Raw genomic sequence first — 25,761 nt, 5'->3', positions numbered from 1 at the left:
GCCCAAGCGGGCGCGCCGGTGAGTGATCGCGCCGCGTGCGTCGCCCGGGTCGTTCGACGGGCCGACATGGGGGTGGCTTCCCCGCTCCGGACGTGCGAGTCCCTATGGTCGGCTGTGCGCAATGGGAGCAGAATGCCCTGATTGGGGCGGTTCCCCCGGCTCTGTGAGGGATGCAGCTTGGAATTCCACGCTTTTCTGAAGGCTCTTGCCAGACGCTGGCCGACCGTCGTGGTCTGTCTGGTACTCGCGGTCGGTGCGGCAGCCGCCGCGACGGGCTTGAGTACCCCTGTCTACGAGGCAAGGACTCAGCTCTTCGTCGCCACCCACAGTGGTGAGGATTCCGCCCAGCTGAACCAGGGGCAGAGTTTCTCGCAGGCGCGTGTGCAGTCGTACGCGGAGATCGTGACCACCCGTCAGGTCACCGAGCCCGTGGTCAAGGAGCTGGGGCTGCGCAGCACACCGGAGGAACTGGCATCACGGATCACCGCCACCGCCCCGCTCAACACGGTGCTCATCGACATCGCCGTCCGGGATACCGCGCCCGAGCGGGCGGCGCGCATCGCCAACGCCGTGGCGGAGCGGTTCAGCGAGGTCGTCGAGCGGCTGGAGACGCCCAAGCTCAACCCTGGCGACGCGCAGCACGGAAAGATCCGCGCGGACGGCAAAACCGTATCGTCACCCGTTTCCCTGGGCATCACTCAGGAGGCCGTCGCCCCCACCCAACCCGTCTCGCCCCGCCCGCTGTTGAATCTGTCGGCAGGGCTGCTCGGCGGACTGCTGCTGGGTGCCGCAGTGGTCGCCCTGCGCGAGACCCTCGACACCACGTTCAAGACCAGCGAATCGCTGAGCGAGTTCACCGAGCTGCCCGGCCTCGGCACCATCCCCTACGACAGAAACGCCACGAGGCGGCCACTCGTCAGCACCGACGCGCGCTCCAAGCGCGCCGAGGCCTTCCGCAAGCTGCGCACCAATCTGCAGTTCTCACAGGTCGACGACCGGCCCCAGGTCATCGTGGTGACGAGTTCGGTGCCCGGTGAGGGCAAGACCAACACCGCGGTGAACCTCGCCCTCTCGCTGGCCGAGGCAGGCGTCTCCACGTGCCTGGTGGACGGCGATCTGCGCCGCCCGTGCGTGGCCTCGACCTTCGGCCTGGTCCAGGACGCCGGTCTGACCACGGTCCTCATCGGGCAGGCCCGCATCGAGGACGTGATGCAGCAGGCCGAGGGCCGGCTCTCGGTGCTCACCAGCGGCGCCGTGCCGCCGAACCCCACGGAGCTGCTCGCCTCGGGGCGCATGGAAGAGGTGCTGCGTGAGCTGGCGGACACCTACGAGGTCGTGATCGTCGACACCGCGCCGCTGCTGCCGGTCGCCGACACCGTCGGACTCGCCTCGCTCGCCCAGGGTGCGCTGCTCGTCGTCCGTGCCGCCAGGACCAGCCGGGACCAGGTTCGCGCCGCCGCGGCATCGCTGGACCGCGTGGGCGTCCGCGTCCTCGGCACCGTCTTCAGCATGGCTCCGGCCCCCAAGGGCGACCGCTACAGCGCCTACGGGGCCTACGGAGAGCTGCCCGCTCCTCGTGTCTCGGCCGCTCAGGAAAAAGCAGGCGCACGTGGCACAGGCCGGCAATGACCCGGGTCCTGTTCGTCTGCACGGGCAACGTGCACCGTTCGGTACTCGCCGAGCGGCTGCTGGCTGCCAGGCTTCCGCCCGGCTCGGCCGTGCGGCCGGAGAGCGCCGGCACGCAGGCGTGGCACCGCTACGGCATGCACGCCCCCACCAGGGCGGTGCTGGAGGAGCTGGGCGGTGACGGATCGGGGTTCGTGGCCCGCCCGCTCACCGCGCAGCTGGTCGCGGAAGCGGCGCTGGTGCTCGGGCTCGCACGTGAGCACCGGGAGGCGGCCGTGCGTCTGGTGCCGTCGGCGCTGCGGCGCTGCTTCACCCTGAAGGAGTTCGTCCGTCTCGCCGCCGGGTCCCCCCGCGGAGCGCGCAACACGGAGGACCGAGTGGATTCGGCGTGCCGTGATGCCGTGGTGGCGGACGCGGCGGCCCGCAGAGGTGCCGTCCCCCCCGTCCCGCCGGCCGAGGACGACATCGCGGACCCTGAGGGGAGACCCCGGGATGTGCTGTACGGGTGCGCCCGCGAGATCGACACGATGGTGAGCAGGCTCGCCGGGCTGCTGGACGGGGAGGGGGTAAGGCTCTGAATCCCTGTGATCACAAGGTGTCCGGTATCCGCACCAACGCGGTGCGATGGCCGCCCACCGCTCCCGCAGGGGGCGTCGGCGGCCGGGAGCTCCGGGGCCCGCGCAGGGTGCCGGGTCGGAAGCCACTCGGTGCCCCGCACATCGCCGTACCGCATCGCCCGCAAGGGAAGCCGCTGCCGCACACACCTCCCGACCGACCATGACGGTGCAAGGCCCGACACCTCGGTCACCCGGTCTGAGACCATAGGGGACGTGAATGAGATTCGGCGCGGCACGCTTCAGGAGCAGACCTTCTACGAGCAGGTCGGCGGTGAGGAGACCTTCCGCCGGCTGGTCCACCGTTTCTACGAGGGAGTCGCCGAGGACCCGTTCCTGCGGGCGATGTACCCGGAGGAGGACCTGGGACCGGCCGAGGAGCGGCTGGCCCTGTTCCTGATGCAGTACTGGGGCGGCCCCACCACCTACAGCGAGAACCGCGGCCACCCCCGGCTGCGCATGCGGCACGCCCCGTTCACGGTGGACCGGGCGGCACACGACGCCTGGCTGCGGCACATGCGGGTGGCGGTCGACGAACTCGGGCTGTCCGAGGAGCACGAGACGACGCTGTGGAACTACCTGACGTACGCCGCCGCATCGATGATCAACACCCCGGAATGACGAACAGCTCTCGCTGAACGCCCCATTCCGGTCGCGCACGGCCGTATCCGGGTGAGGGGTTCGTCCTCGCACCCGCGCGTGCGCCGTAGCAAGCCCGGCCCCAACCCCACCTGCCCCACCGTCACCGGCACCCGCACCTCCACCTACAGCACCGGCTACCTCCCGGACACCGACGCACGGCGGGTCGCTGGACATGCGCGACCGCGTGGCGCTGGAACCGGAGTCCGACCACATCGGGGTGTGGCCGGACGACACGGAGCGGCGCTCTTCCACCGGGAGGCTCAGCGCACGCTGACGCCCAGAGACCCGAGCCCAGCCCGCCGTACGGCGACAGACCCGTACGGCGTGCGCAGCCTGAGCCACGCCCCCGAGGAGAACAGCCCGATGCCGGCCGGATCGGCACCCTGCCGCAGGAAGCCCAGGGACTGGGCGGCGTGCACGGCCCGCACCGGAAGCCCGGTCCGCCCGATCTCCCGGGACCAGATGTCCCGCCCGATCCGGTCCAGCTCCGCCCGGGTACGGCCGTCCGGCGCCAGCTCCTCCGTACGGGACCGGAACTCGCTGACCGCCGCGGCGACGGTCGCCCGCAGCGCGTCCGGCGCGGGCAGCCCCGGCTCGGGCTGCCAGCCGCCGCGCGGCGGCAGCACACCGGCCCACGGCGGACCGGTGACCGCGGCCGGTACGGCGGCGGTGGCCGCGCGCTCGTCCACGGACTCCAGGAACTCACCGGCGGAGACGGTCACGTCGAGGGTGACGTCGAGGCCCTTCTCGTAGGGCTTCGCCAGCCGTACCGCGCGGACGGCCAGCACCTCGAAGGACGGCGGCCGGCCGAAGACGGCGAGTGCCGTGCCGGCCGCCTGCAGACGCACCGCGGCTCCACGGTCGTAGCGGAGCAGCCGGGAGAGGAAGGCGGCGAGGTCGGCCGCCTCCGTCTCGTCGGCCAGGTGCAGCACCGTCATGCGGCGACGGCCTCCTCGTCGGCGTCCTCGGGCCCGTCCATGTACTCCTGGAGGAACTCCCGCTCCTCCGCGGTGATCCGGCGCGGCCGCTGGGCCTCGAAGTCGAACGGCACGACCACCGTCGAGGCCCGCACATAGACCAGGTCGGCGTCCTTCACCTCATAGGCGATGGTGAAGGACGCGGCCCTGATCTCGGTGACCCACAGCTCGATGTCGACCGGGTGGTGCCGGTGGACGAGCTGGCGCTTGTAGTCGATCTCGTGGCGCGCCACCACGGACCCCTGCTTGAACTCCTTGTCCGGGCGGAACAGGAAGTTGATACGGGCTTCCTCCAGGTAGCGGATGAAGACCGCGTTGTTGACATGGCCGTACGCGTCCATGTCGGACCAGCGCAGGGGGCAGCGGTAGATGTGGCGCAAGATCGATCAGCCCCGGGTCAGCTTCTTGTAGGTGGCACGGTGCGGACGCGCGGCGTCCGGGCCGAGCCGCTCGATCTTGTTCTTCTCGTACGACTCGAAGTTGCCCTCGAACCAGAACCACTTGGAGTCGCCCTCGTAGGCGAGGATGTGGGTGGCGACGCGGTCGAGGAACCACCGGTCGTGGGAGACGACCACGGCACACCCGGGGAACTCCAGCAGAGCGTTCTCCAGGCTGCTGAGGGTCTCCACGTCCAGGTCGTTGGTCGGCTCGTCGAGGAGCAGCAGGTTGCCGCCCTGCTTCAGGGTCAGCGCCAGGTTGAGCCGGTTGCGCTCACCACCGGAGAGGACACCGGCCGGCTTCTGCTGGTCCGGGCCCTTGAAGCCGAAGGCCGACACATACGCGCGGCTCGGCATCTCGACCTGACCGACGTTGATGTAGTCGAGCCCGTCGGACACGACCTCCCACAGCGTCTTCTTCGGGTCGATGTTGGCGCGGCCCTGGTCGACGTACGAGATCTTGACGGTCTCGCCGACCTTGATGTCACCGGAGTCCGGCGTCTCGAAGCCCTGGATCATCTTGAACAGGGTGGTCTTGCCGGCACCGTTCGGACCGATGACGCCGACGATCCCGTTCCGCGGCAGCGTGAAGCTGAGGTTGTCGACGAGGACCTTCTCGCCGAAGGCCTTGCTGAGCTTGTCGACTTCGACGACGACGTTGCCCAGGCGCGGGCCCGGCGGGATCTGGATCTCCTCGAAGTCCAGCTTCCGCATCTTCTCGGCCTCGGCGGCCATCTCCTCGTACCGGGCGAGACGCGCCTTGGACTTGGCCTGCCGCCCCTTGGCGTTCGACCGCACCCACTCCAGCTCTTCCTTGAGCCGCTTCTGCCGCTTGGCGTCCTTCTGGCCCTCGACCTTGAGACGGGTCGCCTTGGTCTCCAGGTACGTGGAGTAGTTGCCCTCGTACGGGTAGGCGCGCCCGCGGTCGAGCTCGAGGATCCACTGGGCGACGTTGTCGAGGAAGTACCGGTCGTGGGTGATGGCCACGACGGTGCCCGCGTACTTGGCGAGGTGCTGCTCCAGCCAGTTCACGGACTCGGCGTCGAGGTGGTTGGTGGGCTCGTCGAGGAGCAGCAGGTCGGGCGCCTCGAGGAGCAGCTTGCACAGCGCGACGCGGCGCTTCTCACCACCGGAGAGGTTGGTGACGGGCCAGTCGCCCGGGGGGCACCCGAGGGCGTCCATGGCCTGCTCGAGCTGCGCGTCCAGATCCCACGCGTTGGCGTGGTCCAGCTCCTCCTGCAGCTTGCCCATCTCGTCGAGCAGCGCGTCGGAGTAGTCGGTCGCCATCAGCTCGGCGATCTCGTTGAACCGGTCGAGCTTGCCCTTGATCTCGGCGACACCCTCCTGGACGTTCTCCAGGACGGTCTTCTCCTCGTTCAGCGGGGGCTCCTGGAGCAGGATGCCGACGCTGTAGCCGGGCGACAGGAAGGCATCGCCGTTGGACGGCTGCTCCAGTCCCGCCATGATCTTCAGCACGGTCGACTTACCGGCACCGTTCGGCCCGACAACGCCGATCTTCGCTCCCGGCAGGAAGTTCAGGGTGACATCATCGAGGATCACCTTGTCGCCGTGCGCCTTGCGCGTCTTGCGCATGGTGTAAATGAACTCAGCCAAGAGAAACCGTCCGGCAGCTTGAAATCTGGCAGTGGGCAGATACACCCCATCTTGCCTGAACGCCAGGCTTGGGTGTTAACCCGTTTGGTGCGGGGGCTGTGACCTGGGGTTTCGTGACCGGGCGGAGGTGGCTCGTCTGTCACTGTCGGTCGCCGTTGGGTGGCCTCGGGCACCCTCGCACGGCCCAGGGACGGCCCGGCGTGGGGCACGGATCAAGCACTGGAGGGGCAGGTCCGGGACCGGACCCATGGGGCATCGGGCGGCAGGCTCGCCGTCGGCTGTCGGCTGTCGGCTAGCGGTTGATCGGGATCTCGTACACGATCTCGCAGTGCGCGGCGGGCACCACGATGTCCGCCGTCTCCACGGGCCGCCCCTGGTCGCTGAAGTACGTCCGCCGGATGTGCGTGACGAGCGCGGCCTTCTGGATGCCGAGTATCGACGCCTCCTCGGCGGTCGCCTGCCTCGGCTCGGGCTGCTCCACGGCGTGGCTGACGGTGACCCCGATCGCGGCCATGCGGTTCACGACACCCGCCCCCGCGTGCGGCCCTCCCTCGGGGAGGACGACGAGAGTGCCGGCGGTGAGGTCGTACGGCTCCCAGCTCGTGGACAGCTGCACCGGCCTGCCGTCGGCCAGGAACTCGTACGTCGTCCGGACGCAGAGGTCACCCTCGGCGATGCCGAGCCGCGCCGCGATGTCCGCCGGCGCCGGGACCTTGGCATCGGTCCGGCTCTCCCAATCACCCTGCTTGCCCGCGGCCTTCATATCCGCGCGGAACGGCGATCCGCCGGGCTGCTCCCGGGCCGCCGACCGGACGACCCGGACCCGCTTCCGGGGCTCGGCGACGTACGTGCCCGACCCGGCGCGGCCTTCCAACACACCCTGGGAGATCAGCAGCTCCTGCGCGCGGCGGACGACGTTCTCACCCACGCCGCACTCCTGGCCGATCTGGGCGCGAGAGGGCAGACGGTCCCCGGGCTCCCATACATGCTCCGCGATCCGCCGCCGGAGTTCGTCGGCGATGCGGAGATAGGGCGGCTGCTGAGGCATATGGAAAATCTAGTCCACGCTCCAATCTAGTTAACTAGATTCACTGAAAGTGATCGCCGGTTGACGGAGTCTGCCCTGTGCCCGCTTCGGGAGTTAGCGCGGCAGCCATCGCTGCCCGGCTGTCGGCCGTCGGGCTCTCCGCACGCGTGGAGGAGCACGACCGGTACGCGTCGGTCGAAGCGGAAGTGCCGGACTCGCTGTCCGCCGATTTATGGCGGGAGGTCCTGGAAGCGGTGGCGGAAGCAGATCAGTTCTGTCTCGTCGCCACCAGCCTGAACGGCCGCACCCTCTGGGCGGTCGTACGCAAAGCGGTCCCCACGACGGGCGATGTCGGGCCCACGGCTCTAACCAGGTCGGATGCCGTGGGCTTCTGTCGTTGTCGGTTGGCGTCGGTTGACCTCGCACGGCCCAGGGACGGCCCAGAAATCGCGCCGGTGGTACGTGCCGGGAAGGTGCATCACCTGCTGCACGCACTGACGATGCCCAGAACCACCAAGGCCACGAAGAACATCGCTACGCAACCGCCAATGGCGCTCTCCGCCTCCGCGACGATCCCCTTGGGCTTCGGGCGGGACTTCTCGTAGTCCTGCATCCCTCGTGCTACCGCGCGCCTGATTTCGTCCTCGTCCACGGAGTCCCCCAAGCCAGTCACTGTGTTCTGAACGGCCCCGGTCAACCTACTTGCTGCACCGCCGCCGCTCGCTCCATCGGCGCGCACAGTGGCTGGCATTGACCTCTTCGTCCCGAAGCAACTTGGGTGTGACCGCTGCCTTGGTTTCGTACGTCTCTCAACTGTGCTGATGGTCCGCAGGCGTCCGTGCTCGCCCGCGGTTGTTCGTCGGCGATGTCACGCAGTTGGACACTCACCCCCGACCACACGATGCGGCCGGCCGGGGCTTGGTCAGGGCCGACGCGGTAGAGAATGGCAAGGTGGACATAGCTGCCGAACTGCACACTCTTACTGCCTCGTTGTCGCGGGAAGGGGGGCTTCGGCCGTGTGGTCGACAAGGCCGGCGGATCCGTCCCGGAACTCGTTCGCCAAGTGGCCGCCGAGGCCGAAGAGGCTTGGAAGCACTATGCAGTGGAAGGTGCATTCGGTCCGGACACACCGGTAGAAGTCGACGACGCACTTGCGCGGATTGACGCAAAACGCGCGGTAGAACTCCTGACCTACCTGGCGGCCCATGACCTCGTTTTCCCGGGCTCAGGACGCCGTGACCGCACCCACGCCCGCAGAGCGGCGGAACGTGTTGTCCGCCTGCTGGGCTACGAGGCTGTCTGGTACACGAACATCACCGATCTCTCGCCCCGAGCACGGGCATGGAATCCGGTAACACGGCATACCGTCGACGGCGTCGTTGCGGGTACGAGCGCTCACTTCACCGTGGTGCTGTTGCAGGTGGGTGAGGCCTGAGCCCGGGCACTAGGATCGCTACTGATTCCCAATGTGGATGTCAACGCCTGACTCGTGACTGGCTGTAGCCACCTCAGCCAAGGCTGGCAGCGCGAAGTGGCGGGCTGCCCTCGAAGGGACGACCGTCGCGTAGGAGTGCCCAAAGGACGTTCAGGCGGCGGCGCGCGAGGGCGATGACGGCCTGCTTATGGGTCTTCTTCTCGGCCCTTTTGCGTTCGTAGTACGCCTTTGAGACTGGACAGCATCGGGCCGCGACCTGGGCGGACATTAGAAGACCCGCATCAGGCGGCGGCAGTAGCGACGAGGTCGGCGCATATTGCCGCTGATCCGGCCCGAGTCCTTCGGAACGGGTGCCAGGCCGGCGACACCGGCAAGGCGATCGGCGGTGCCGAAGACGCTCATGTCGCCGCCGGTATGGGCTATGAACTCGGCGGCTAGGACGGAGCCGATGCCGGGCATGCTCAGGATGACCTCGGCGTGCGGGTGGTCGCGAAACCGGCTCTCGATCAGGGCGTCGGTCTCGGCGATCTCCTCATCGAGGGCCATCACCTCCCTCGCCAGCCTGGCCACGACGGCCGCGGCCAGCTTCTCTCCGGGAACGGCGGTGTGCTGGGCCTCGGCAGCTTCGATGGCGGTGGCCGCGACGAGCCTGTAGTTGCGGACCTTGCGGTTCTTCAACCAGAGGGCCAGGTGGTTCCTGCCAGTCCGACGCAGGGCGGCCGGCGTCTGGTAGCCGGTCAGCAGGACCAAGGACGCCTTCGAAGTGCTGTAGTCGAAGGCACGCTCCAGGGCCGGGAAGTACCCCAGCATCTGGGCCCGCATCCGGTTGATCGCCCTCGTGCGGTCCGCGGCCAGGTCCAAGCGGCGAGAGGTGAGGATGCGCAGGTCGACGGCGATGTCGTCGCCGCGGTGCATCAGCTGGAGGTCGCGGCGCATGCGGGCCTGGTCCGCGATGATGAAAGCGTCCTTCGCATCGCTCTTTCCGTCGCCCCGGTAGGAGCCGGAGGCGTGGTGGACGGTGCGGCCGGGGATGTAGAGCACCTGCTGCCCGTTGTCGGTCAGCATTGCGATCATCAGCGCGGCCCCGCCGGCATTGAGGTCGATCGCCCACGTCACTGGCTCTCCCTCGCTCAGCGCGAGGACATCCGCGATCAGTTCCAGCAACGCGGTCTCGTCGTTGGCCACCCGCCGCGACAGCCTGCGTCTGCCCTCCGCGTCGATCACCACGCAGTGATGCTCGGTCTTGCCCGCATCCGTACCGGCCCACAGTTCAGGCACGGCCACCTCCGGAATCGTTCCTGTTCGAGTTCCAGCAGACGACCTCGCCAGCGTGTCCTTACCAAGCGATCTTGCCGCGCGTATCCCAATCAGTGGCCGAGTCGTCGCGGGGCGCCAGGCGGCCAATCAGTAGAAGCCACTCCTGCGGCATGAGATTGACAGCCACACCCGGTGCCCGTGAGCCTCCCGATCCTACGAGTGACCGGAATCAACCCACCAACAACGTAAGGAACTTGATTGGGTGAAGTCGGGTCGTTCGCCCGTGGGTTGAACTGGCCGGCCGATACTGCTGCTGTTCGTGAGGTATGCGCAGGGCGGTTTGGCTGACACCGAGAGAGCGGCGCGGGAAAGGATCCGGCTGCAAGCCGTGGCCCGTTTCGATGCCGGGGATACGAACAGGGACATCGACGCCGCGTTGTGGGTGTCGGAGCGGTCCGTGGAGCGATGCGGCGGAGCCTGGCGCGAAGGCGGTGCAGCGGGCGTCGCTCCGAAGAGCTCGCCGGGCCGCCCGAGGTTGTCTGATTGAGTACCTTGATGGTCTCGATCAACCCCAAGCGTCCGATTACGGGCCCACGCCGAGGTTGTCGGTCGGTTCATACACCGCATTCAGAGGCACCGGGGCCAACATAAGCCTCCAATGAATGAGCGTATGCCATTCTGGTGTAAGCCAAGTCGCTCCGCCTCCCGGAGAGCTCCTCCTGCAAATCGCGGATTCTGGCGGCGGTTTCCTTCCCCTCTTCTTCGCCGTGCTGAGCCATCTGCTGTTTTTCGATATTGATCTTCGCTTCGAGTTGCGCGATCTCGCTTTCCAGTCTACGGCAGTCTTCCTCGGCTTTACGTGCCCGCTCCTGCTCTCGTCGCAGCTTCTCCTGCAATTCATCTGTTTCCAGGCGCAGCTTGGCAATGGCCTCTGCTGCATGGCCCCGCTCGCTGTGATGGGATGCCTTCAGGGATCGCATATTAGCCCGAAGGTCACTAACCTGTTTCCGCTTCAGCTTGATCTGCTTCTCTAACTCTTCGGATTTCTTCTTTGCGGCACAGACTTCACTATCCTTATCGGCGAGCTGTAGGTGTAGTTGCTCAATCCGAGAGGCCTCTCCCTGCTGTTCCGCCAAGGCCCTCTGCAGTAGGTGGCGCAGGTGAGATGCATCGTCGGGGCCAAGTGGAACACCAGCGTCGTGGGCCTCACGAATCAGGCCGGTAATGAAAGATACTGAAGGAATCCGATGCCCGCTGAGGAAGCGAGACACAACAGACTGATCCTGGTGAATGCGCAGCGCATACCGGCGAATACTGATGTCCAAGTGCGAAAAGAGAGATCGCAAGCCCTCGGCCAATTCCCTCCTCGTCGGCGAGAGGTTTCTTGCCACCGGCTTGATTGGCCCAATAGTAGAAACCTGTGCGCGGAGATCCTGCGCCACTTTTGGGTTGTTCGGCATCGGTCTAGCTCTCTTTCAGCCCCAAGACTTCGCGGCGCCTAATTTGGCTCCATCGGCGCCTTCGCGTCCTTCGAAACCATCCGTAATCCTGGCGAGCCTGCAACGCGGAGCGGATGGTGACGAGCGATGCCACAATACTGCTGACTTCGACCAGAGATGCGCCCTGGCAGATCAGGACGGTTCCCGTCACAAGGACGGCGACAAAGGCCAAAAGATCGCGCGATCGGGAAGCGTGAGGGCATGTCATTGAGGCCTCCGAATACAAGTGGCTGAGTCACTCTCAAGTCTTCATCAGTGCTGAGGTGTTGCGGCAGTCTGCAACAGTTGCCACTTGCTGCAACGCAGGTCAGCGAAGGTTCCCTTCGATGACCGCCCATCGAGAGGGGTTGACGGCTGTGCCGATGTCGGCTCCGGCGGCCTGTCGCTGAGCCGGCAGGCCGGTAACGACTTCAACGATGGCGCTCAGGCGCCGTTGCAGCATCCCCGGGCGCACCCCCTTGCCGCGGAGAGTCTCAGTTGCGGTCTCGATTGCCGCTTGCTTCGTACCCGGTGGCTGAGACGCCTCGGACACTTACGCTCCTGATCAGAAACGGAGGAGAACCGGGATGGCGGTCGAGTACTTCACGTTGGTCTGCGACGAGGTGCCTCACGACCTGTTCTCGTCCGCCCCGGTCGCTGTCCACTCGACGTAGCCCAGGTCGTACGTCGGCTGACTGGCCTAAGACCGTGTCCTACGTGGTGAGGCAAGATGCGGGCACACCTTGGTGGGCCGGTCAGATCATCTCGTGCTGCCACCGTGTTGGGCCGTCGAGTGCCGCTGCCGTCCGCCGTCGTTGCCGTCAGTACTGCCGTCGGCGCCGCTGCTGTGTGACCACCACCTCAGGAAATCACGTGGCGAACGCGCTGGCCGTCGTCTGCCCCCGTTGCAGAGCAACATGGCGCTGGCCGTGACAACGCGGCACATGTGCGTGCCAGGCCCCTCCTCTCCGACAGGACCCGCCGGGTAGGTCCCAAAGGCGCCCTCGACAGCGTCCGGCACCTCACCGACACTGATCGGCGTGGGGGACAGTGCGATGTGGGTCGCAGCTTTCACCGGCGGCACGGCCGTCTTCGCGAGCTGGGTGACCAACCTGGGGAACGTGCGGGCCGCCCGGGTCCAAGCCGAAGCCTCGGCACAGGCTCAGCACCGTGGACGAGTACGGGAGTTACGGCGGGCCGCATACCTTGATCTAATGGAACGCGCCCATATCGTGGGGGAATTGTACCGAAGGGTCTTGGACGCGTTTCACGAGATCCCCAGCCCGGACCAGCAGCTGACGCGCCTTGAGGATCTGCGTTCGGAGCTACGTGAAGCCTACGCTCCTCTCATGCACAGCGTCCGTGTCGTGGTCCTGGAGGGGCCGTCTGCGACCGCCGCAGCGGCCCAGGCTGTCCTGGACGCAGCGCTGAAGGTCAACCGGTGTCTTTGGCACATCACCCGCGGTGACGCGGACGCGCGCGCTCGCTTCGACGAAGTGCGGGAGGCGTATCTGCGGTGCCAGGGGCGGTTTGTCGAATCGGCGCGCACGGCGATGGAGGCATCCTGATCAGCCGCTGCCCCCACTAGCCACCGGGCTTTGATGAACGTCGACCACGTCAACTCCTCCCCAGGCCGATCACAACTGTGCGGAAGACTCACGATCGCCGCTTTACAAGTTCGCTCGCTGGATCAGGCGACATCCCGGAACCGGTCCTCCTGGCTGCCCCGCATTCCAGCCGAGGCCGCCGTTGTCCGCCCTGGTCCGGCACCGTTGATGTCAACCGCTGTTGCCGAGGGCTTGGTTGGCTTGCCGCTCGGCCGGGAGCGTGCGCCCCAGCGCCGCAGCCGGGCGAACGGCAGGCCAACGCGTGACATCGCGGATCAGCTCGCTTGGCTGGCGCGCCATTCCAGGGCCTGAGGCTCTTCCGTGAACTCGACAAGGTGCTGGCCGGCGTACCGCTGCAGGGCATCACGCACCTGGGCTGGCGTGACGCGGAAGAACTCCTTTCGGGCATTGACGCGGTTTACTCGGTGGTCGGCGAACTCCTGGTGCAGTTGTGACTCCAGCCCCACCGCGTCCTTGCTGAAGATCAGCGCATGGACGTCGAACCGGAACGGTACTGATGCACCACTCAGTTCGTATACGCGCTCCAGTGGCTCCAATCGCCGCGTCATTCCGATCTTGACCATCCGCTCGCCGAAGGCGCCGATGTTGGAGATCACGTACACGTAACCTGCGCGGACATTGGCGGCGCGTGCCTCGACGGAGCTGAGCGCCTCTTCGATCTCTGCGAGTTTGGCTTCCATCTCCGCCACGGCGTCGGCGTCCCCGCGATCCCGGAGTCGGTCCAGAGCCGCCTGGTAGTGGCTCAACTCCTTCTGGAGCTTCTCCCGCTCGCGATCCAACTCCCTTTGAGCGGCGGCCTCTTCCTTCTCACGCGCCCGGATCTCTCGCTGAGCTTCCTTCTCCTCTTCCTTCTTCTGCAGGAAGTCCGCAGTCAGCTCCAGTTCACGCACACGGGCGTCGTGGTAGGCATCGGAGATGCGGATGTTCATCGTTGCACCGAGCTTTGCGATGGTCTCCCGACTCTTGTAGAGGCGGTCAACGAGCGAGTTCAGACGGTGGGGGCGCATGGAGCGCACCGCGTAATCTGCCTCGGCGTTGTATGCCCTGAGCATGAGCTTCGAGAAGTCCCGGACCATCTTCCGCCCGGCGCTGGCCGACCCGTTGACCGTCCAGTGCTGAACTGCGAGGACGGCTTGGTCGGTACGCGCAAGGTTCTTGATCTCGTCCTTCAGCGAATCCAAGCGAGTGCGGTAGGCAATGGCATCCTGCAACTGGTGACGGTAGGCGTAGATACCGACCTGTTGGAGCATCGCCGTTTCATCGGTGATCACGACTTGGGCCTGGAGTTCGGCAAGCCGGCTGCTTGCCTTGTAAATTTCCTGCCTGACCCTCTCCGCCTCCTTCCGGACGCGGTCAGCTTCCTTGGCGGCCTTCTTCGCCTCCGCCTTCTCCGTCTTCACCTCGTCCCGAGCCCTTTGGCGGATCTGCTCCGCCTCAGCTTCTGCAGCTTCGCGCACAGCTGCGGCTTCCTCGCGCGCCACACGCAGGGCATCGAGGACCTGGACGGCGTCCATGCCGTGCGTGCTAGTTATCCACGTGCGCAACTGTTCGATCTCTTGGCTCTCGTCGCGACGACGCCTGCCGAACAAACCAGTGCGGCGAGCCTGCGGGATGGGAGACTGCGAGGGCGTAGCGGCCCCTGCATCGACTACCGGGGTGTCGTGCGTAGGGCCTGATGGCGCGGTTGGCGCTGCGAGGGCACTCGTTGCCTGGCCTGGCAACTCCGTGGGGCCAGCGCCGACGTCCACGGCACTGTCGGGTACCCAAAGCTGCCAACCCGGCGGCGGCGGTGGCCACGAGGGGTCGGGATGCCAGCCGGGAGGTGGCATCCATCCAGGAGGCGGCGTCGGCCAGCCTGGCGCCGGATTGAACCGATACGTCATCATCGTGCCCCCCAACCCGGCCTGTCCCCACAGACCGATACTGGCTTCACAGCCCGCGCCCCTCAGAGTGCGGAGAGTTAGTAGACCGAGGTTACTATCCCTCCCCCGGCTCTAGATCCACCCCCTGAGCTTGGCTTGGGCGATCTAGGGAGCACAGAGAGCGGCGTAGCGTCTGCTGGTTGCCGAATTGGCGCCCGATGTTCCCGTGGTCCCCGCACTATTTGGCACGAGCCGACTGGACTACGGACCCGCTGCGTTGGGGACCTCCGCTTTAGGAGTTCGATCCGAGCCTGCTCCGGTTGCTGCCGGCGACTGGTGCGACGGCCGGACAGAGTCACTGGTGTGCGCCCCCGCCCAGCGTCGTTGATGTCAGCCGTGGATGTCAGGAGCCTTCTGATCCGTAGCTCCACAGAGATCGGTCGGAGACGGTCATGCGGGTCGCGGTGAGTGCCGTGGGAGTCAGCGCCGGGTGTTGACGGTTGCTGGGGTGCTGTACTTCGCTGCTGTACCGCGACTCCCCCGCTGCCAGGCCGTTGTCAGTGCCACTTGCCAGTCGGTCACGTCGGAAGGCCTTACGTCCGGACGTGGTGAAGCCCTGCCGTGACGCAGACAGCACACATCTTGTATGCGAAGTTTCGTTCATGTTCCAAGGGGTATCGCCTAAATCTGAGCGCTAGGGGGTGAGGGGACATTGGACAGCGCCCAGTTGATCGTTGAGGTTCTCCGCATCTCCATGTCGGAGCGGCTTGACGCCTTCTTCCGCGCCGTAGCCGCCCGCTTGGCGCTTCTGCACAGCGGCCCTCACGCGCGCGTACCCTCCGCTGCTCGTGTGGCAGCGCTCCGCGCCGCGCAGGCACTTGCGGACCGACGATGTGCCCTTGCCACTCGTCACTGGCTCATTGCTGTACCGACCCCCCTCCCGACGCCACTCGTCCAGACTCCGCGCGCCCCGCGAAGCCCCGCAGACTGGGCAGCCCTCACATTCATCTAAGGGGTGCACCCTCGTCCTCGTACCGCCCGTGAGGGGTGTCTCAGAGACGCGGTGAGGGGCCCATGGGGCTGCCGTGTGTCGGAGTCGCAGACATGCTCGTCGAATATCTCGCAAACCTGCCAGCGTGGGCAGGTTCGTTGGCCGTCATCCTGATCGTGCTGAGCGGTACAGCGGCAACCATCTGCCGAGTAATCTTTCCTCAGGCGTCGAAGGACCGCGCTAGGGTCTGGTCCGAGTTCCTTGCTCTCGCAGGCCGCTGGGTTGATGCTCGCATCGAGCGTCGGCGCAGGCAGGATTGGAACCGGCAGCGTAGTCGTGAGCGCGCCCGCCGCTAGCTTGCCCGCATTTCCCACGTCACCCTCTCGGGCAACACCACCAGGAGCCTGGCGCGGATGGCGAGCACCGAACTCGCGCTCTCAGCTTGGGAAGCTGCGATCATTTGAAGCTCGCTTGGGCGCTGACCTGGGCGAACGGCCAGGGGCAGCCTTATCAGGCCGGGCTGTCTTCACCGTGATTCCCCGCTGTTCCCCGCTCGATCTGGTGCGCTTGTGGTGCGGAGTGCTGTGCTGCTCAGCGGGCCGCGTCGGCCCTACCACTTCCGCCACTTGTCCGTGAGCTGGTACCGGCCCAGTCCGTGGCGCGCGGTCAGGCCGACGACATCGACGCCGTGCTCGGTCAGCGACTGGTCGATGTAGTCGCACAGCTCCTCGCGCTCGTCGGTTTCGAAGGCCGTCCAGTGAGATGCGGACCCGGAAGGCCATCTCCGCGATGTACCGGACCGCCGGTCACGCTCACGACGGCCCGAAGACGGGCGACGGCCCAGAGACGGCCCAAGCGGCCTGACACGGCCCCTCATTGGCGAATAAACCGCTGGTGAGGGGCCTTTTCATGCCCTCCCCCTGGCAAGTAACACCTCATCTTGCCTGAAGCCAGGCTCGGATGGAAACGCGTCCGGCTGGGGGCCTGTGACCTGGATGTTTGCTGTTGTCGAGGGGTGGCTCGTTCGTCTCCGTGACAGTTGAGCGTCGATCAGCGAGCGGCGATCATGAGCCCATGAGTCATGGCTTACGTCGTATCGGCGGACTTGCAGTCTTGATCGCGGGCATTGCGTTGGGTGCTTGGGTGGTTTTCGGGGCTCCGCACGACTGGCACGGTGCCAAGGTTCTCGGGCGGCTGCTGATCGGCGGCCTGGGGGCTGTCGGGATGATCAGCGGTTCGGCAGGGTTGATCTTCCCCCGCACTCCCCAGGATGAGCCCAGTGCCTCTCAGGACGGGCCGCGCGCCCAGGACGACGAGGCGTGACGCCGGGCCAGGTCAGTCGCCGGCCTGTTCGCGCTTGCGCAGCAGGACCAGGACCGCGCCGCCGATGACGACCAGGCCGATGGCCACGCCGGCGATCAGCGGGGTGATCGCGGAGCCGCCCGTCGCGGCGAGGTTGGTGTCCGGGGCAGTGGTGCCGCCGACCGAGGCGGGGCTGGGCTCGTTGTGGACCTGGGTCGTCTGCGTGGTGATCGCGCCCTGTGTCTTGCAGTCGAGGACCCCGGTGAAGTGGTGGCTGAAGCCATGGGGTCCGCTGATCGTGAAGTCGTAGGCCTGGTCCTCCTGGAGCGGGATGGTCACCGTGCGGTGGGCGCCCGCGGGGATGGTGTGCTCGGCGCCCATCAGCTCGAAGGTGAAGGGCTTGTCGCCCTTGTTGGCCGCGAAGATGTCCAGGCCGCTCTTGGCGCAGTTCTTCCGGGCCGACACCGCCGGTATGGCGCCCTCGGCCGCCCAGGTGGCGGTCGCGGTCGCGGAGACCGTGGACTCGCTGGAGCCGGCCAGGATCTGGGTCTGGCTGCGGCTGTCGGAGGCGAAGGCACGGCCCACCGGTACGGTGGTCGACGCCTGCACGGTCAGCTGCGCCGAGCCGTTCGTGGCGTCCTCGGGAATGTCGAAGTACAGCTGGGTGCCGTCCTGTGCGGACGTCATCACCTTGCCGGTCTTGTCGATGATCCGCACCCCGCTGGTGGCCGCGTCCGGCGGCGGACTCACCGTGACGGTGCCCGCGTTGGTGTGCACGGTCACCGGTCCCAGCACATCCCCCGGCCGGCCGGAGACCGCCGGCGGGTCCAGGGTCAGCGAGGCCTGTGGTTCGCCGAGGTCGCGGGCGCTCTTCTGCAGATAGTCGGCGAGCTTCTCGGCCCGCGGGTCGACGGCGTCGACCTTCGCGTGGTCGGAGTACCGCCAGATGGCCACCTGGGTTCCGGCCGCCGCGTCCTGCTCGGTCAGGGTGCCGACGCCGGCCTGGCGGGCGAGCGCAGCGAGGTCGTTGACCTGGGGATAGGAGTTCTGCAGGATCCAGCGGATCCGGCCGGCGTCCTTGTTGCCGCCCAGCGAGGTGCCACTCCAGGGCGTCTCCTGGTAGAGGGCGTCGCGCTGGGTGGGGTTGTGGAGGTCGACGCAGTACGTCTGGAGGGTGCCGCCGCCGTCGACGGACATCTCGAACAGGCCCGCCTCGACGTGCTGGTCGCCGCCGTCCTCGTGGATCACCGCCTCGCCGTAGGTCTTCAGGCCGCTGATCGTGGCCGTCGCCCCGCCCTGGGTCTGCGGTGTTCCGTCGGTCCCGTCGGCCACGGCCGTACCGGCGCCGGACAGCACACCGGCTGCCACGAGGCCGGTCACCGTCGTGGCGGCGGCCAGGCGGGCCGCTCCGGCGGAACGGCGGAACCCACACAACGCAGCAAGCACAGAATTCCCCTTCGAGCAGGACCCGTTGGACGCGGGGGGGGGCGGTCCCACCAGCAGAATCGGCAGCCCCTAGGGGCACGCCCGGCATCCTATGGATCAGCCGGAGCCTGTCCTGCCGGTCGGATGATCCGATGGGCGATCCGATCCGTAATCGTTATCGCCGGGACCGTCCATGAGCTGGGCATATCGACAAATCCACCGGTTCGTACGGGGCGTTGGGACACCGGCGGCCCCGGTCCCGCCTCCGCCCCGTCGACGCGGAGCTGATGTCACGTCACCGCCACTGGCTCCGCCTCTCGTTGGGACACACCGTCACCCTCGTCCACGTCGTCGGCGGGACGCGGTGTCTCCCAGTTCGGCTCCGGCCGGGTCGCCGTCATAGGTGCCTCCGGTTTGGCCGACCGCTGGAAGGCGGCCGTACCGCGTGACAGGTCGTGGCCGATCGCCACGGCATCGATGTCGGCGGAGGCCCACTGCTGCTGCCCGTCGCGCACTTCCGTGCGCACCTTCAGCCGGCCCTGTACGACGACCGGCTGGCCCACCTCCACGCATGCGGCCACGTTCATCCCGAGCTGCCGGTTGGCCCACACCGTGAAGAAGTTGGTGTGCCCGTCCGTCCAGGCGTTCCTCTCCCGGTCCCAGTAGCGCGCGGTCACCGCCAGCCGGAACCGGGCCGACGGACCCGCGGCCGACTCCCGGTACACCGGCCGGGTGGCCACGTTGCCCACCACGCACACGTTGGTCTCGTTCATGTCCTCGCTCCCCTCCCCCGCCCGGCCCTTCCGGCCGGGCGGACACGCGCACGGGCCCGTCCCGTACGGCCGTGTCTGTCGTGTGTGTCTGTCTCGTTGGTCTTTCCTGCGTGTCTGCCGTGCGGGCGCGTACGACCGCCGTACGTGCCTGCACGTCCCGCCGATCGCGCGCACCGTCCGCCACCGTCCCTCCGGCCGGAACCGCCGTGCGATCGCCGCGACCCCAGAGTGCCTCCGCCGGACCGTGCCCGCTGAGAGCTGTGGACGACCACCCCACCTGTGGAAAACCCCGCCACCCGCACGAGGGGCCACCATCGCCGGCCGCGGCTTCACCCCCGAGCCCGCCCACGGCCTCACCCCGCGCCCGCACATGACCACCCCGCCCCCGGAACCCGCCGAGGGGCCCCGGAAACACCCGAGGCCCCTCGCGCTCACACCTCACCCCCCGCCGGGCTCACCCCCCGCCCGCCCCGCCCCGCGCAACGCACCCGTACTGCTCCCGTACCTCCCGGTACCGCAAGAGCTCCGCCGCCACCGGATCGAGCACCCGTGCCCGGCCGCAGCCGGCCGCAGCCTCCCGGAGCCGGCGTTCCGCCTCCTGGCCGTAGCGCCGGGCCGGGCCTCTCGCCGCCATCCGGCACCCCCACTCCACCAGCGGTCCGCCGACGATCCCGCACGCCATCAGCAGCACCGGAACCCCGAGGTTGGGCGCCATGACGCCGACGATCTGGCCGAGCAGCCACAGGCCGCCCACGACCTGCAGCAGGGTCATCGCCGCCTGGACCAGCACCGCCGCCGGCCACCAGCCCGGCCGTGGCGGCCGGCCCGGTGGCAGTCCCGCCCGCGCCGCCAGGTCGTCCAGCGCCTCCGGCAGCCCCTGTGACCCGCGTACGGCCGCCTCGCGCACCGCCTGCGCCCACGGCGCCGGCAGCCCGGCCGAGGCCCGGTCGGACACCGTACGGACCGCCTGTTCGACGCGCTGACGGGCCGTGGCCTCCTCGTCGGGCTGGCCCGCCCGCACCGGGATGCGGCCCGTGGTGGATTCGCCCCGGCACTGGTACCAGCGCCACAGCCGCAGCCAGGGGGTGCCGCAGGCGCGGTTGGCGTTGCGCAGCCAGGCCCGCTCGGCGGCCTCGCCCGCCGCGGTGGCGCCCACCGCGTCCGCGAGCCGGTCGGCGAACTCCTCGCGCGCCTCCTCGCTGAGGCCGGCCCGCTGCCCGGTGGCGTACACGGGCCGCAGCCCGGCTGCGGCGGCGTCCACGTCGGCCGACACCCGGCGGGCCGCCGCGCCGCGCTCGGCCACGAACTGGCCGAGGTGCTCGCGCAGTTCGCCGACGCCGTCGCCGGTGAGCGCGGACAGTGCGAGCACGGTGGCGCCCGGTTCGCCGTACTCGCCGAGCGCGATGCCGTCCTCGTCCAGCAGCCGGCGCAGATCGTCCAGGACCTGGTCGGCGGCCTCCCCGGGCAGCCGGTCGATCTGGTTCAGTACGACGAACATGACCTCCGCATGGCCGGCCATGGGCCGCAGATAGCGCTCGTGCAGCACGGCGTCGGCGTACTTCTCCGGGTCGACGACCCAGATCACCGCGTCGACCAGCTTCAGGATCCGGTCGACCTGCTTACGGTGCTCCACGGCGGCGGAGTCGTGGTCGGGCAGGTCGACCAGGACCAGCCCGCGCAACTGCGCCTCCGCCTCCGGACTCTGCAGCGGACGGCGCCGCAGCCGGCCCGGAATGCCGAGCCGGTCGATGAGTCCCGCCGCGCCGTCGCTCCAGCTGCACGCGATGGGCGCGGCGGTGGTCGGGCGTCGTACGCCGGTCTCCGAAATGGCCACTCCGGCAAGGGCGTTGAACAACTGCGACTTACCGCTGCCGGTCGCGCCCGCGATGGCCACGACGGTGTGCCGGCCGGAGAGCTTGCGGCGGGCGGCCGCCTCGTCCAGCACCCGGCCCGCCTCGGCGAGGGTACGGCTGTCCAGGCGGGTCCGGGAGAGCCCGACCAGCTCGCGCAGGGCGTCCAGCCGGGAGCGCAGCCGACCGTCGTACGCGAGCGGAGCCGATGTCTGGCTGCCGGGGCCGCGGCCGCCGCCGTCCAGCGCGGAGGCGCGTTCGGCGGCGAGGGTGGCGGCCGTCGCCTCCGTGACGCGCCGGGCGATGAGGCCGTCGTCCCAGGGCTCGGAGGGGTCGGGGGACTCGGGGGACCGAGGGGAACTGGGGAACTCGGGGGAATCCGGGGACTTGAGGGTCTCCGGGGATTTCGGCGGCCGTGAAGACTCCGAATGCCGCGAGGGCTCCGAGGGCCTCGAGGGTCCTGAGGGCTCCGAGGGCTTGTGTGGCTCCCGGTGGGTGTCTGCATCCGTGGTTGTGCGGGAGGCGGGGGTGGGCGTGAATACGATCGTTGGACAGAGCCGTGGGAGAGGCGGGACTGAAGACGCCGGTTTGGCAGCCGGGATGGCTTTGCCTGTCGTGATGACTTTGGCTGGCGGGGCCGGTTTGGCAAGGGGAGTCGGTTTGGCTGCGGGGTGCGGGAGCGGGTGCGGCAGAAAGAGCTGCGTGCCGCCTCCGGTGTCGGTGTGCTTGCTCCGCCGCTCGTCCAGGTTCTCCCGGTCCACGGCCTCGCCGTCACCCTCGCCCTCGCCCCGCACGCGCGCGTGCAGCTCGCTGGACGGGCTCTCGGGGCCCGAGTCGGCGACGTCCCCGTCTTCTGCCGGCTCACCGGCGGTGTCCGTAGAAACGTTGGAGGCGTTGGAGGCGTTGGAGGCGTTGGAGGCGTTGGAGGCGTCGGAGGCGTCGGACGTGTCGGAGAGGTCCGAGATCCGGTCTCCACCACGATCCCCGCTGTGCCCCTCCCCGACCGCCGGCCCTTCGCCGAAGCCGGGACGCGGGCCGGGACCGGGACCGGGACCGGGAGCACCCACTCCGCCGCCGTCATCCACTCCGCTCCGACCACCCCCAAGCCGCTCCGTACGCTCGGCCACACCTGCGCTGTAGTCGAAGCGATCCACGTACTCGAAGCGATCCACGCGGTCCATGCGCTCCACGCGATCCGCATGCTCCACGAGCCCGGGACCCAGGTGACCGCCGTGCTCCACGAGCTCAGACCCCAAGTGACCGCCGTGTTCCACGTGCCCGGTACCGGTGTCGTTGCCGTGGCTGCCGTGTTCCATGTCCCTCATGCGTCCGGCGCGCCTCATGTGGTCGGTGTGATCCGTGTGGTCCTCGTCAGTGACGGCCGTCACCGGTCACCTCTCCTTCTGCAGTACGGACAGCGCGGCGATGAGTGCGGCCTGGGGCTCGGGATGGACGTCCAGGGCGTCGAGCGGGGCGAGGCGCCGCTCGCGTTCGGTGTGCATGACGCGGTCCACGTGTTCGCCCAGCAGCCGCCCGGCCCGGTCGCGGAGCCGCAGCGCGCCGTGCGCCCCGATCCGCTCCGCGAGCCCCTCGCCCGCGCTGCGCGCCCGGCGTCCGCCGAGCAGCGCGGTGGCGACCAGGGCGGCGACGGATTCCGGGTCGGGTGCGGAGGTGGCGCGTTCCAGCTCGCGCACCTCGTCCTCGGCGTACTCCTCCAGCTCACGCCGCCAACGCCGTACCGCGACACCAATGCGGTCCTCGGTGCTCTCGGCCGTGGACTCGCCGACGGCGAGGGCCCGGTCGGCTCCGGCCGGCTCGCGCCGCCAGGCCTCGTCGATGCGCTCGTCGGCGGCGGTGACGGAGCACAGCAGCAGAGCGGCCAGGCTCGCCACGAGTGCGTCGATGAGTTCGCCGGGGGTGCAGTCCAGGGGGAAGGCCCGCCAGCGTTTGAGGGCGTCCCCGGCGAGTACGGCGCCGGACTGGAGCCGGCCACGCACGCGCGCGTGCTCGCTGTCGTAGGCGGCGTCCACGATGGCGATGAGCCGGACGGCGGCGGCGTACTGAGCGGCGGCGGCACTGGCCAGCTCGGGCATGCGGGACTTGAGGGAGTCGAGGAGGCCGTACGCCGTACGGGCCACGACCTGCTGCCGTGCGGCGGGGTCCTGGGCGTGGTGCGCGAGCCAGTTCTTCAGCGGCGCGACGGCGGTGGCGGGCAGCAGGCCGGCGCCCCAGGCGGACTCGGGCAGCTCGGGCACGGTGAAGCGGGGTACGTCGCCGAGGCCGGCCTTGGTGAGCAGGGCGCCGTACTGCCGGGAGACCTCGGAGACGACCTGGTGGGGCACGCGGTCCAGGACGGTGACGAGGGTGGCGTCGTACTCCTTGGCGGTGCGCAGCAGGTGCCAGGGGACGGCGTCGGCGTAGCGGGCGGCCGTGGTGACCATGATCCAGACGTCGGCGGCGCAGATCAGCTCGGCGGCGAGGACGCGGTTGTCGGCGACCAGGGAGTCGATGTCGGGGGCGTCGAGCAGGGCGAGTCCGCGCGGGAGGGTGTCGGCGCTCTCGATGCGCAGTACGCGCGCGGGGCGGTCGCCGGGGACCGGGAGGTCGTCGGGGTCCTCCTGGGGCTCCCACACGCGCGTGAGATCGGGCAGCACGCGCATGCCGCTGAACCAATGATGATCCTCCGGATGGCAGACGAGCACTGGCGTCCGGGTGGTCGGCCGCAGCACGCCCGCCTCGCTCACCCGGCGGCCGACGAGCGAGTTGACGAGCGTCGACTTGCCGGCGCCGGTGGAGCCGCCGACGACGGCCAACAGCGGTGCCTCGGGCTCCCGTAGGCGCGGTACCAGGTAGTCGTCGAGCTGCGCGAGGAGCTCGTCGCGGTTGGCACGCGCGCGTGGGGCCCCGGGCAGGGGCAGCGGAAAGCGTGCGGCGGCGACACGGTCGCGCAGTGCGGAGAGTGTGTCGAGCAGCTGAGGCCGTACGTCCAAGGTCACCACATGCGAAGAATGCCCAATTTTAGGGGAATTCTGAAGCATATGGACATGCCTGCGCGCCGACGGGACAGAAAGGGCGCAACGGGCGACCGGGACACGGGTACAGCTCAGGCATAACGAGTGCACAACACCCGGTGCGTCGGACGCCAAAAGTGGTGCACGATTCGTACCTGCCTGCGATTATCGGGATCGCTTCACCAAACCTCCACATCGAGCCACGGAGGCGAAGCGACAGGGTCGAGGAACAGGGACCTTTATCCTTGGACCCGCCACCAGGCCCCCGTAGCTCAGTGGATAGAGCAGGCGCCTTCTAAGCGCTTGGCCGCAGGTTCGAGTCCTGCCGGGGGCGCAAGTCTCCGCCCTCCCGCTTGGGAGGGCTTTTTGCTGGTCAGGGCGGGTGTCGGTCGACGCGCCGAAGCCCCGGACGCCCGCTCGGTGATCAAGGGCAGACTCCGGGGCTGTCCGGCTGTCACCGGGTTTTCGCGAGTGCCCGTGTCGAATGCGTGTCGAAGTTCTCGACCGGCGAAGATCAGCCAGCGCCCGACACCTCCGCCTCCGGGAGGTCGCCCGCGGCTTCCATGCGGCGGGGGCGGTCGCCAGGAGTACGGCGACGCTTTTCCCGCCCCACTCGGCCACCCGGGCGGGCAGGATGCCGTCGTTGAGCCAGTTCGTCAGGCGCGTGTTCCGGTTGTCGTACACGCGCCGCCCGGTGGTCGACTCGAAGACGTGCGGAGGCAGTACGGCCTTACGCGCGCTGCGCCACGCCCGACGGATGACGGAGTCGGCGAGGATGCCACCGGACTCCCCCTGAAAGAGGGGATCACCCGGCTGGAGCTGTTCGTCGGCGATGCGCCGGCGCAGGAGGCGCGAGGGGGCCGGACGCCCCCGCACCGTGCTTGTTTCGCCCTCAGCGCGGCCCTTCAAGTCACGTTACTCGTGGATCTCCCCATGTCGGTTCACTGCTTCCCGACCTCCGGAGCCGCCGCGTGGATCAGCACGCCTGCACCACTGATCGACGGCGTCGAGCTCCGGCAGCGTCACGCCCGCCACGCGCATGGCTGCAGCTTTGTCAAGGGCGCCTACGGCGTCATGTATCCGCTCTGACCGCCGGTACGGCGTGGCATTGCCGCTCTACCGCTCGGCCGTGCCGTCCTCACCGTCAATCTCGTAGATCCGCTCTTGAAGCCGTTCACCGGCCCAGTCCAGCCCGACGCCCAGGTCAAACCACTGCCGATCCTTGCGGACTTCGGGCGGTGAGAGGTTCACCGCCGCCCAGGAGAACACCCCCAGGAGGATGGAACGCCCGTGCTGCGTGGAGCGCACGGACAATGCAAAGGGCGCGGCGAGTGCCGCGCGGGTGACCAACATGACCTGTTCGTCTTGAGAGTGTCGACGCCCACCCGTGAGAAACCGGGGCGTTTCAAGGATCTTGACCCACTCGACCACTGCGTCTGCCACCTGGGCGCGCAAGGACTCTTCGATGCCCTTCCGGACGGCGGTCGCGGGATCATCGCCGAGCCAGCCAAGCCAGTGATCAGGATCAGTGAGCTTGCTGAAGTCGTCCTGTGGCACCCCGTGACGGGGGTTTTCCTGGTACTCACCTGTCAGTTTCCCGCTGCTGTCCACCAACCACGCGCCGCGGATCGCCTCGGGAGGTACGTAGCCGTTCGGGTCGTCGATATACGTCGGGTCGATCTCGGCGACGCTTCCACCGGGATTCTCAGCAGCCGCAGCCAGTAGCGCCGGCTCGTTCGGTATGTCCTTACGTCGGCTTCGCGAGCCAAAACGCCCCACGTTCCCACCCCCACCGTTGCCCGCCCAGTTGAC

At 68.4% G+C, this 25,761-nt stretch carries 17 protein-coding genes, 1 tRNA gene and 4 pseudogenes; 10 read left to right on the top strand and 12 right to left on the bottom strand.

Going from position 1 to position 25,761, the window contains the following annotated elements; genetic code table 11:
* The first annotated feature begins 141 nt into the window (after positions 1–141).
* From ACZ418_RS01685 to ACZ418_RS01675, 3 genes are all read left to right on the top strand, one after another.
* The gene (locus ACZ418_RS01685; protein ID WP_468355295.1) at positions 142–1,629 is read left to right on the top strand and encodes a tyrosine-protein kinase domain-containing protein; all 1,488 of its coding nucleotides are present in this window, start codon (positions 142–144) and stop codon (positions 1,627–1,629) included.
* Positions 1,626–2,204, top strand: coding sequence for an arsenate reductase/protein-tyrosine-phosphatase family protein (locus ACZ418_RS01680; protein WP_468355292.1), 579 nt, complete (start codon positions 1,626–1,628; stop codon positions 2,202–2,204). Before ACZ418_RS01685 ends, ACZ418_RS01680 begins: the two co-directional genes overlap by 4 nt.
* A 243-nt stretch (positions 2,205–2,447) precedes the next feature.
* Positions 2,448–2,861 carry a globin gene (locus ACZ418_RS01675; protein ID WP_468356842.1) on the top strand — a complete coding sequence of 138 codons (414 nt, stop codon included), beginning with the start codon at positions 2,448–2,450 and terminating at the stop codon, positions 2,859–2,861.
* A 281-nt stretch (positions 2,862–3,142) separates the two neighbouring features.
* Here ACZ418_RS01675 and ACZ418_RS01670 read toward each other — a convergent pair whose 3' ends face one another.
* From ACZ418_RS01670 to ACZ418_RS01655, 4 genes are all read right to left on the bottom strand, one after another.
* The gene (locus ACZ418_RS01670) at positions 3,143–3,820 is read right to left on the bottom strand and encodes a DUF8185 domain-containing protein (RefSeq protein ID WP_468355289.1); all 678 of its coding nucleotides are present in this window, start codon (positions 3,818–3,820) and stop codon (positions 3,143–3,145) included.
* Positions 3,817–4,239: an acyl-CoA thioesterase gene (locus ACZ418_RS01665; protein WP_468355286.1), complete on the bottom strand. Its 423-nt coding sequence runs from the start codon at positions 4,237–4,239 to the stop codon at positions 3,817–3,819. Before ACZ418_RS01665 ends, ACZ418_RS01670 begins: the two co-directional genes overlap by 4 nt.
* 6 nt (positions 4,240–4,245) lie before the next feature.
* The gene (gene ettA / locus ACZ418_RS01660) at positions 4,246–5,910 is read right to left on the bottom strand and encodes an energy-dependent translational throttle protein EttA (RefSeq protein ID WP_468355283.1); all 1,665 of its coding nucleotides are present in this window, start codon (positions 5,908–5,910) and stop codon (positions 4,246–4,248) included.
* 292 nt (positions 5,911–6,202) lie between these two features.
* Complete coding sequence (locus ACZ418_RS01655) at positions 6,203–6,958, bottom strand: GntR family transcriptional regulator (protein ID WP_468355280.1); 756 nt, start codon at positions 6,956–6,958, stop codon at positions 6,203–6,205.
* A 77-nt stretch (positions 6,959–7,035) separates the two neighbouring features.
* Between ACZ418_RS01655 and ACZ418_RS01650 the strand changes: the two are divergent.
* Positions 7,036–7,311: pseudogene (locus ACZ418_RS01650) on the top strand (hypothetical protein); the annotation flags it as partial.
* Positions 7,312–7,955: 644 nt separating this feature from the next.
* The gene (locus ACZ418_RS01645) at positions 7,956–8,372 is read left to right on the top strand and encodes a hypothetical protein (protein ID WP_468355277.1); all 417 of its coding nucleotides are present in this window, start codon (positions 7,956–7,958) and stop codon (positions 8,370–8,372) included.
* Positions 8,373–8,445: 73 nt separating this feature from the next.
* Here ACZ418_RS01645 and ACZ418_RS01640 read toward each other — a convergent pair.
* Positions 8,446–9,656, bottom strand: a pseudogene (locus ACZ418_RS01640) (IS110 family RNA-guided transposase).
* A gap of 292 nt (positions 9,657–9,948) precedes the next feature.
* On the opposite strand from ACZ418_RS01640, the pseudogene ACZ418_RS01635 reads away from it, so the two are divergent.
* Positions 9,949–10,173 (top strand): annotated as a pseudogene (locus tag ACZ418_RS01635) (IS630 family transposase); the annotation flags it as partial.
* Positions 10,174–10,243: 70 nt separating this feature from the next.
* Here the strand turns inward: ACZ418_RS01635 and ACZ418_RS01630 are convergent.
* The gene (locus ACZ418_RS01630) at positions 10,244–11,089 is read right to left on the bottom strand and encodes a hypothetical protein (protein ID WP_468355274.1); all 846 of its coding nucleotides are present in this window, start codon (positions 11,087–11,089) and stop codon (positions 10,244–10,246) included.
* 1,367 nt (positions 11,090–12,456) lie between these two features.
* On the opposite strand from ACZ418_RS01630, the gene ACZ418_RS01625 reads away from it, so the two are divergent.
* Positions 12,457–12,675: a hypothetical protein gene (locus ACZ418_RS01625; RefSeq protein ID WP_468355271.1), complete on the top strand. Its 219-nt coding sequence runs from the start codon at positions 12,457–12,459 to the stop codon at positions 12,673–12,675.
* Between the two features lie 314 nt (positions 12,676–12,989).
* Here the strand turns inward: ACZ418_RS01625 and ACZ418_RS01620 are convergent, their stop codons facing one another.
* The gene (locus tag ACZ418_RS01620; RefSeq protein WP_468355268.1) at positions 12,990–14,249 is read right to left on the bottom strand and encodes an SNIPE associated domain-containing protein; all 1,260 of its coding nucleotides are present in this window, start codon (positions 14,247–14,249) and stop codon (positions 12,990–12,992) included.
* 2,413 nt (positions 14,250–16,662) lie between these two features.
* Between ACZ418_RS01620 and ACZ418_RS01615 the strand changes: the two genes are divergently transcribed.
* Positions 16,663–16,911, top strand: a complete 249-nt coding sequence (locus ACZ418_RS01615) for a hypothetical protein (protein WP_468355265.1) — start codon at positions 16,663–16,665, stop codon at positions 16,909–16,911.
* A gap of 12 nt (positions 16,912–16,923) precedes the next feature.
* Here the strand turns inward: ACZ418_RS01615 and ACZ418_RS01610 are convergent, their stop codons facing one another.
* From ACZ418_RS01610 to ACZ418_RS01595, 4 genes and pseudogenes are all read right to left on the bottom strand, one after another.
* Entirely contained in the window at positions 16,924–18,336 is a 1,413-nt protein-coding gene (locus tag ACZ418_RS01610) for a Cys-Gln thioester bond-forming surface protein (protein WP_468355262.1), read from the bottom strand.
* 269 nt (positions 18,337–18,605) lie between these two features.
* Positions 18,606–19,088, bottom strand: coding sequence for a single-stranded DNA-binding protein (locus ACZ418_RS01605; RefSeq protein WP_468355259.1), 483 nt, complete (start codon positions 19,086–19,088; stop codon positions 18,606–18,608).
* Positions 19,089–19,542: 454 nt separating this feature from the next.
* Positions 19,543–21,264: pseudogene (locus tag ACZ418_RS01600) on the bottom strand (YfjP family GTPase); the annotation flags it as partial.
* Positions 21,265–22,329: 1,065 nt separating this feature from the next.
* Complete coding sequence (locus ACZ418_RS01595) at positions 22,330–23,937, bottom strand: dynamin family protein (protein ID WP_468355256.1); 1,608 nt, start codon at positions 23,935–23,937, stop codon at positions 22,330–22,332.
* Positions 23,938–24,210: 273 nt separating this feature from the next.
* On the opposite strand from ACZ418_RS01595, the gene ACZ418_RS01590 reads away from it, so the two are divergent.
* Both ACZ418_RS01590 and ACZ418_RS01585 read left to right on the top strand, forming a co-directional pair.
* Positions 24,211–24,283, top strand: a tRNA-Arg gene (locus ACZ418_RS01590).
* Between the two features lie 377 nt (positions 24,284–24,660).
* Positions 24,661–25,038 carry a hypothetical protein gene (locus ACZ418_RS01585; RefSeq protein WP_468355253.1) on the top strand — a complete coding sequence of 126 codons (378 nt, stop codon included), beginning with the start codon at positions 24,661–24,663 and terminating at the stop codon, positions 25,036–25,038.
* Between the two features lie 27 nt (positions 25,039–25,065).
* On the opposite strand, the gene ACZ418_RS01580 is transcribed toward ACZ418_RS01585, so the two are convergent.
* Positions 25,066–25,728: a hypothetical protein gene (locus ACZ418_RS01580; RefSeq protein WP_468355250.1), complete on the bottom strand. Its 663-nt coding sequence runs from the start codon at positions 25,726–25,728 to the stop codon at positions 25,066–25,068.
* Between the last annotated feature and the right edge of the window lie 33 nt (positions 25,729–25,761).

The organism is Streptomyces sp. NPDC030820 (genome assembly GCF_055572075.1).
The sequence above is the reverse complement of the archived record's forward strand: the minus strand, read 5'-3'. Positions and strand labels throughout refer to the sequence as shown.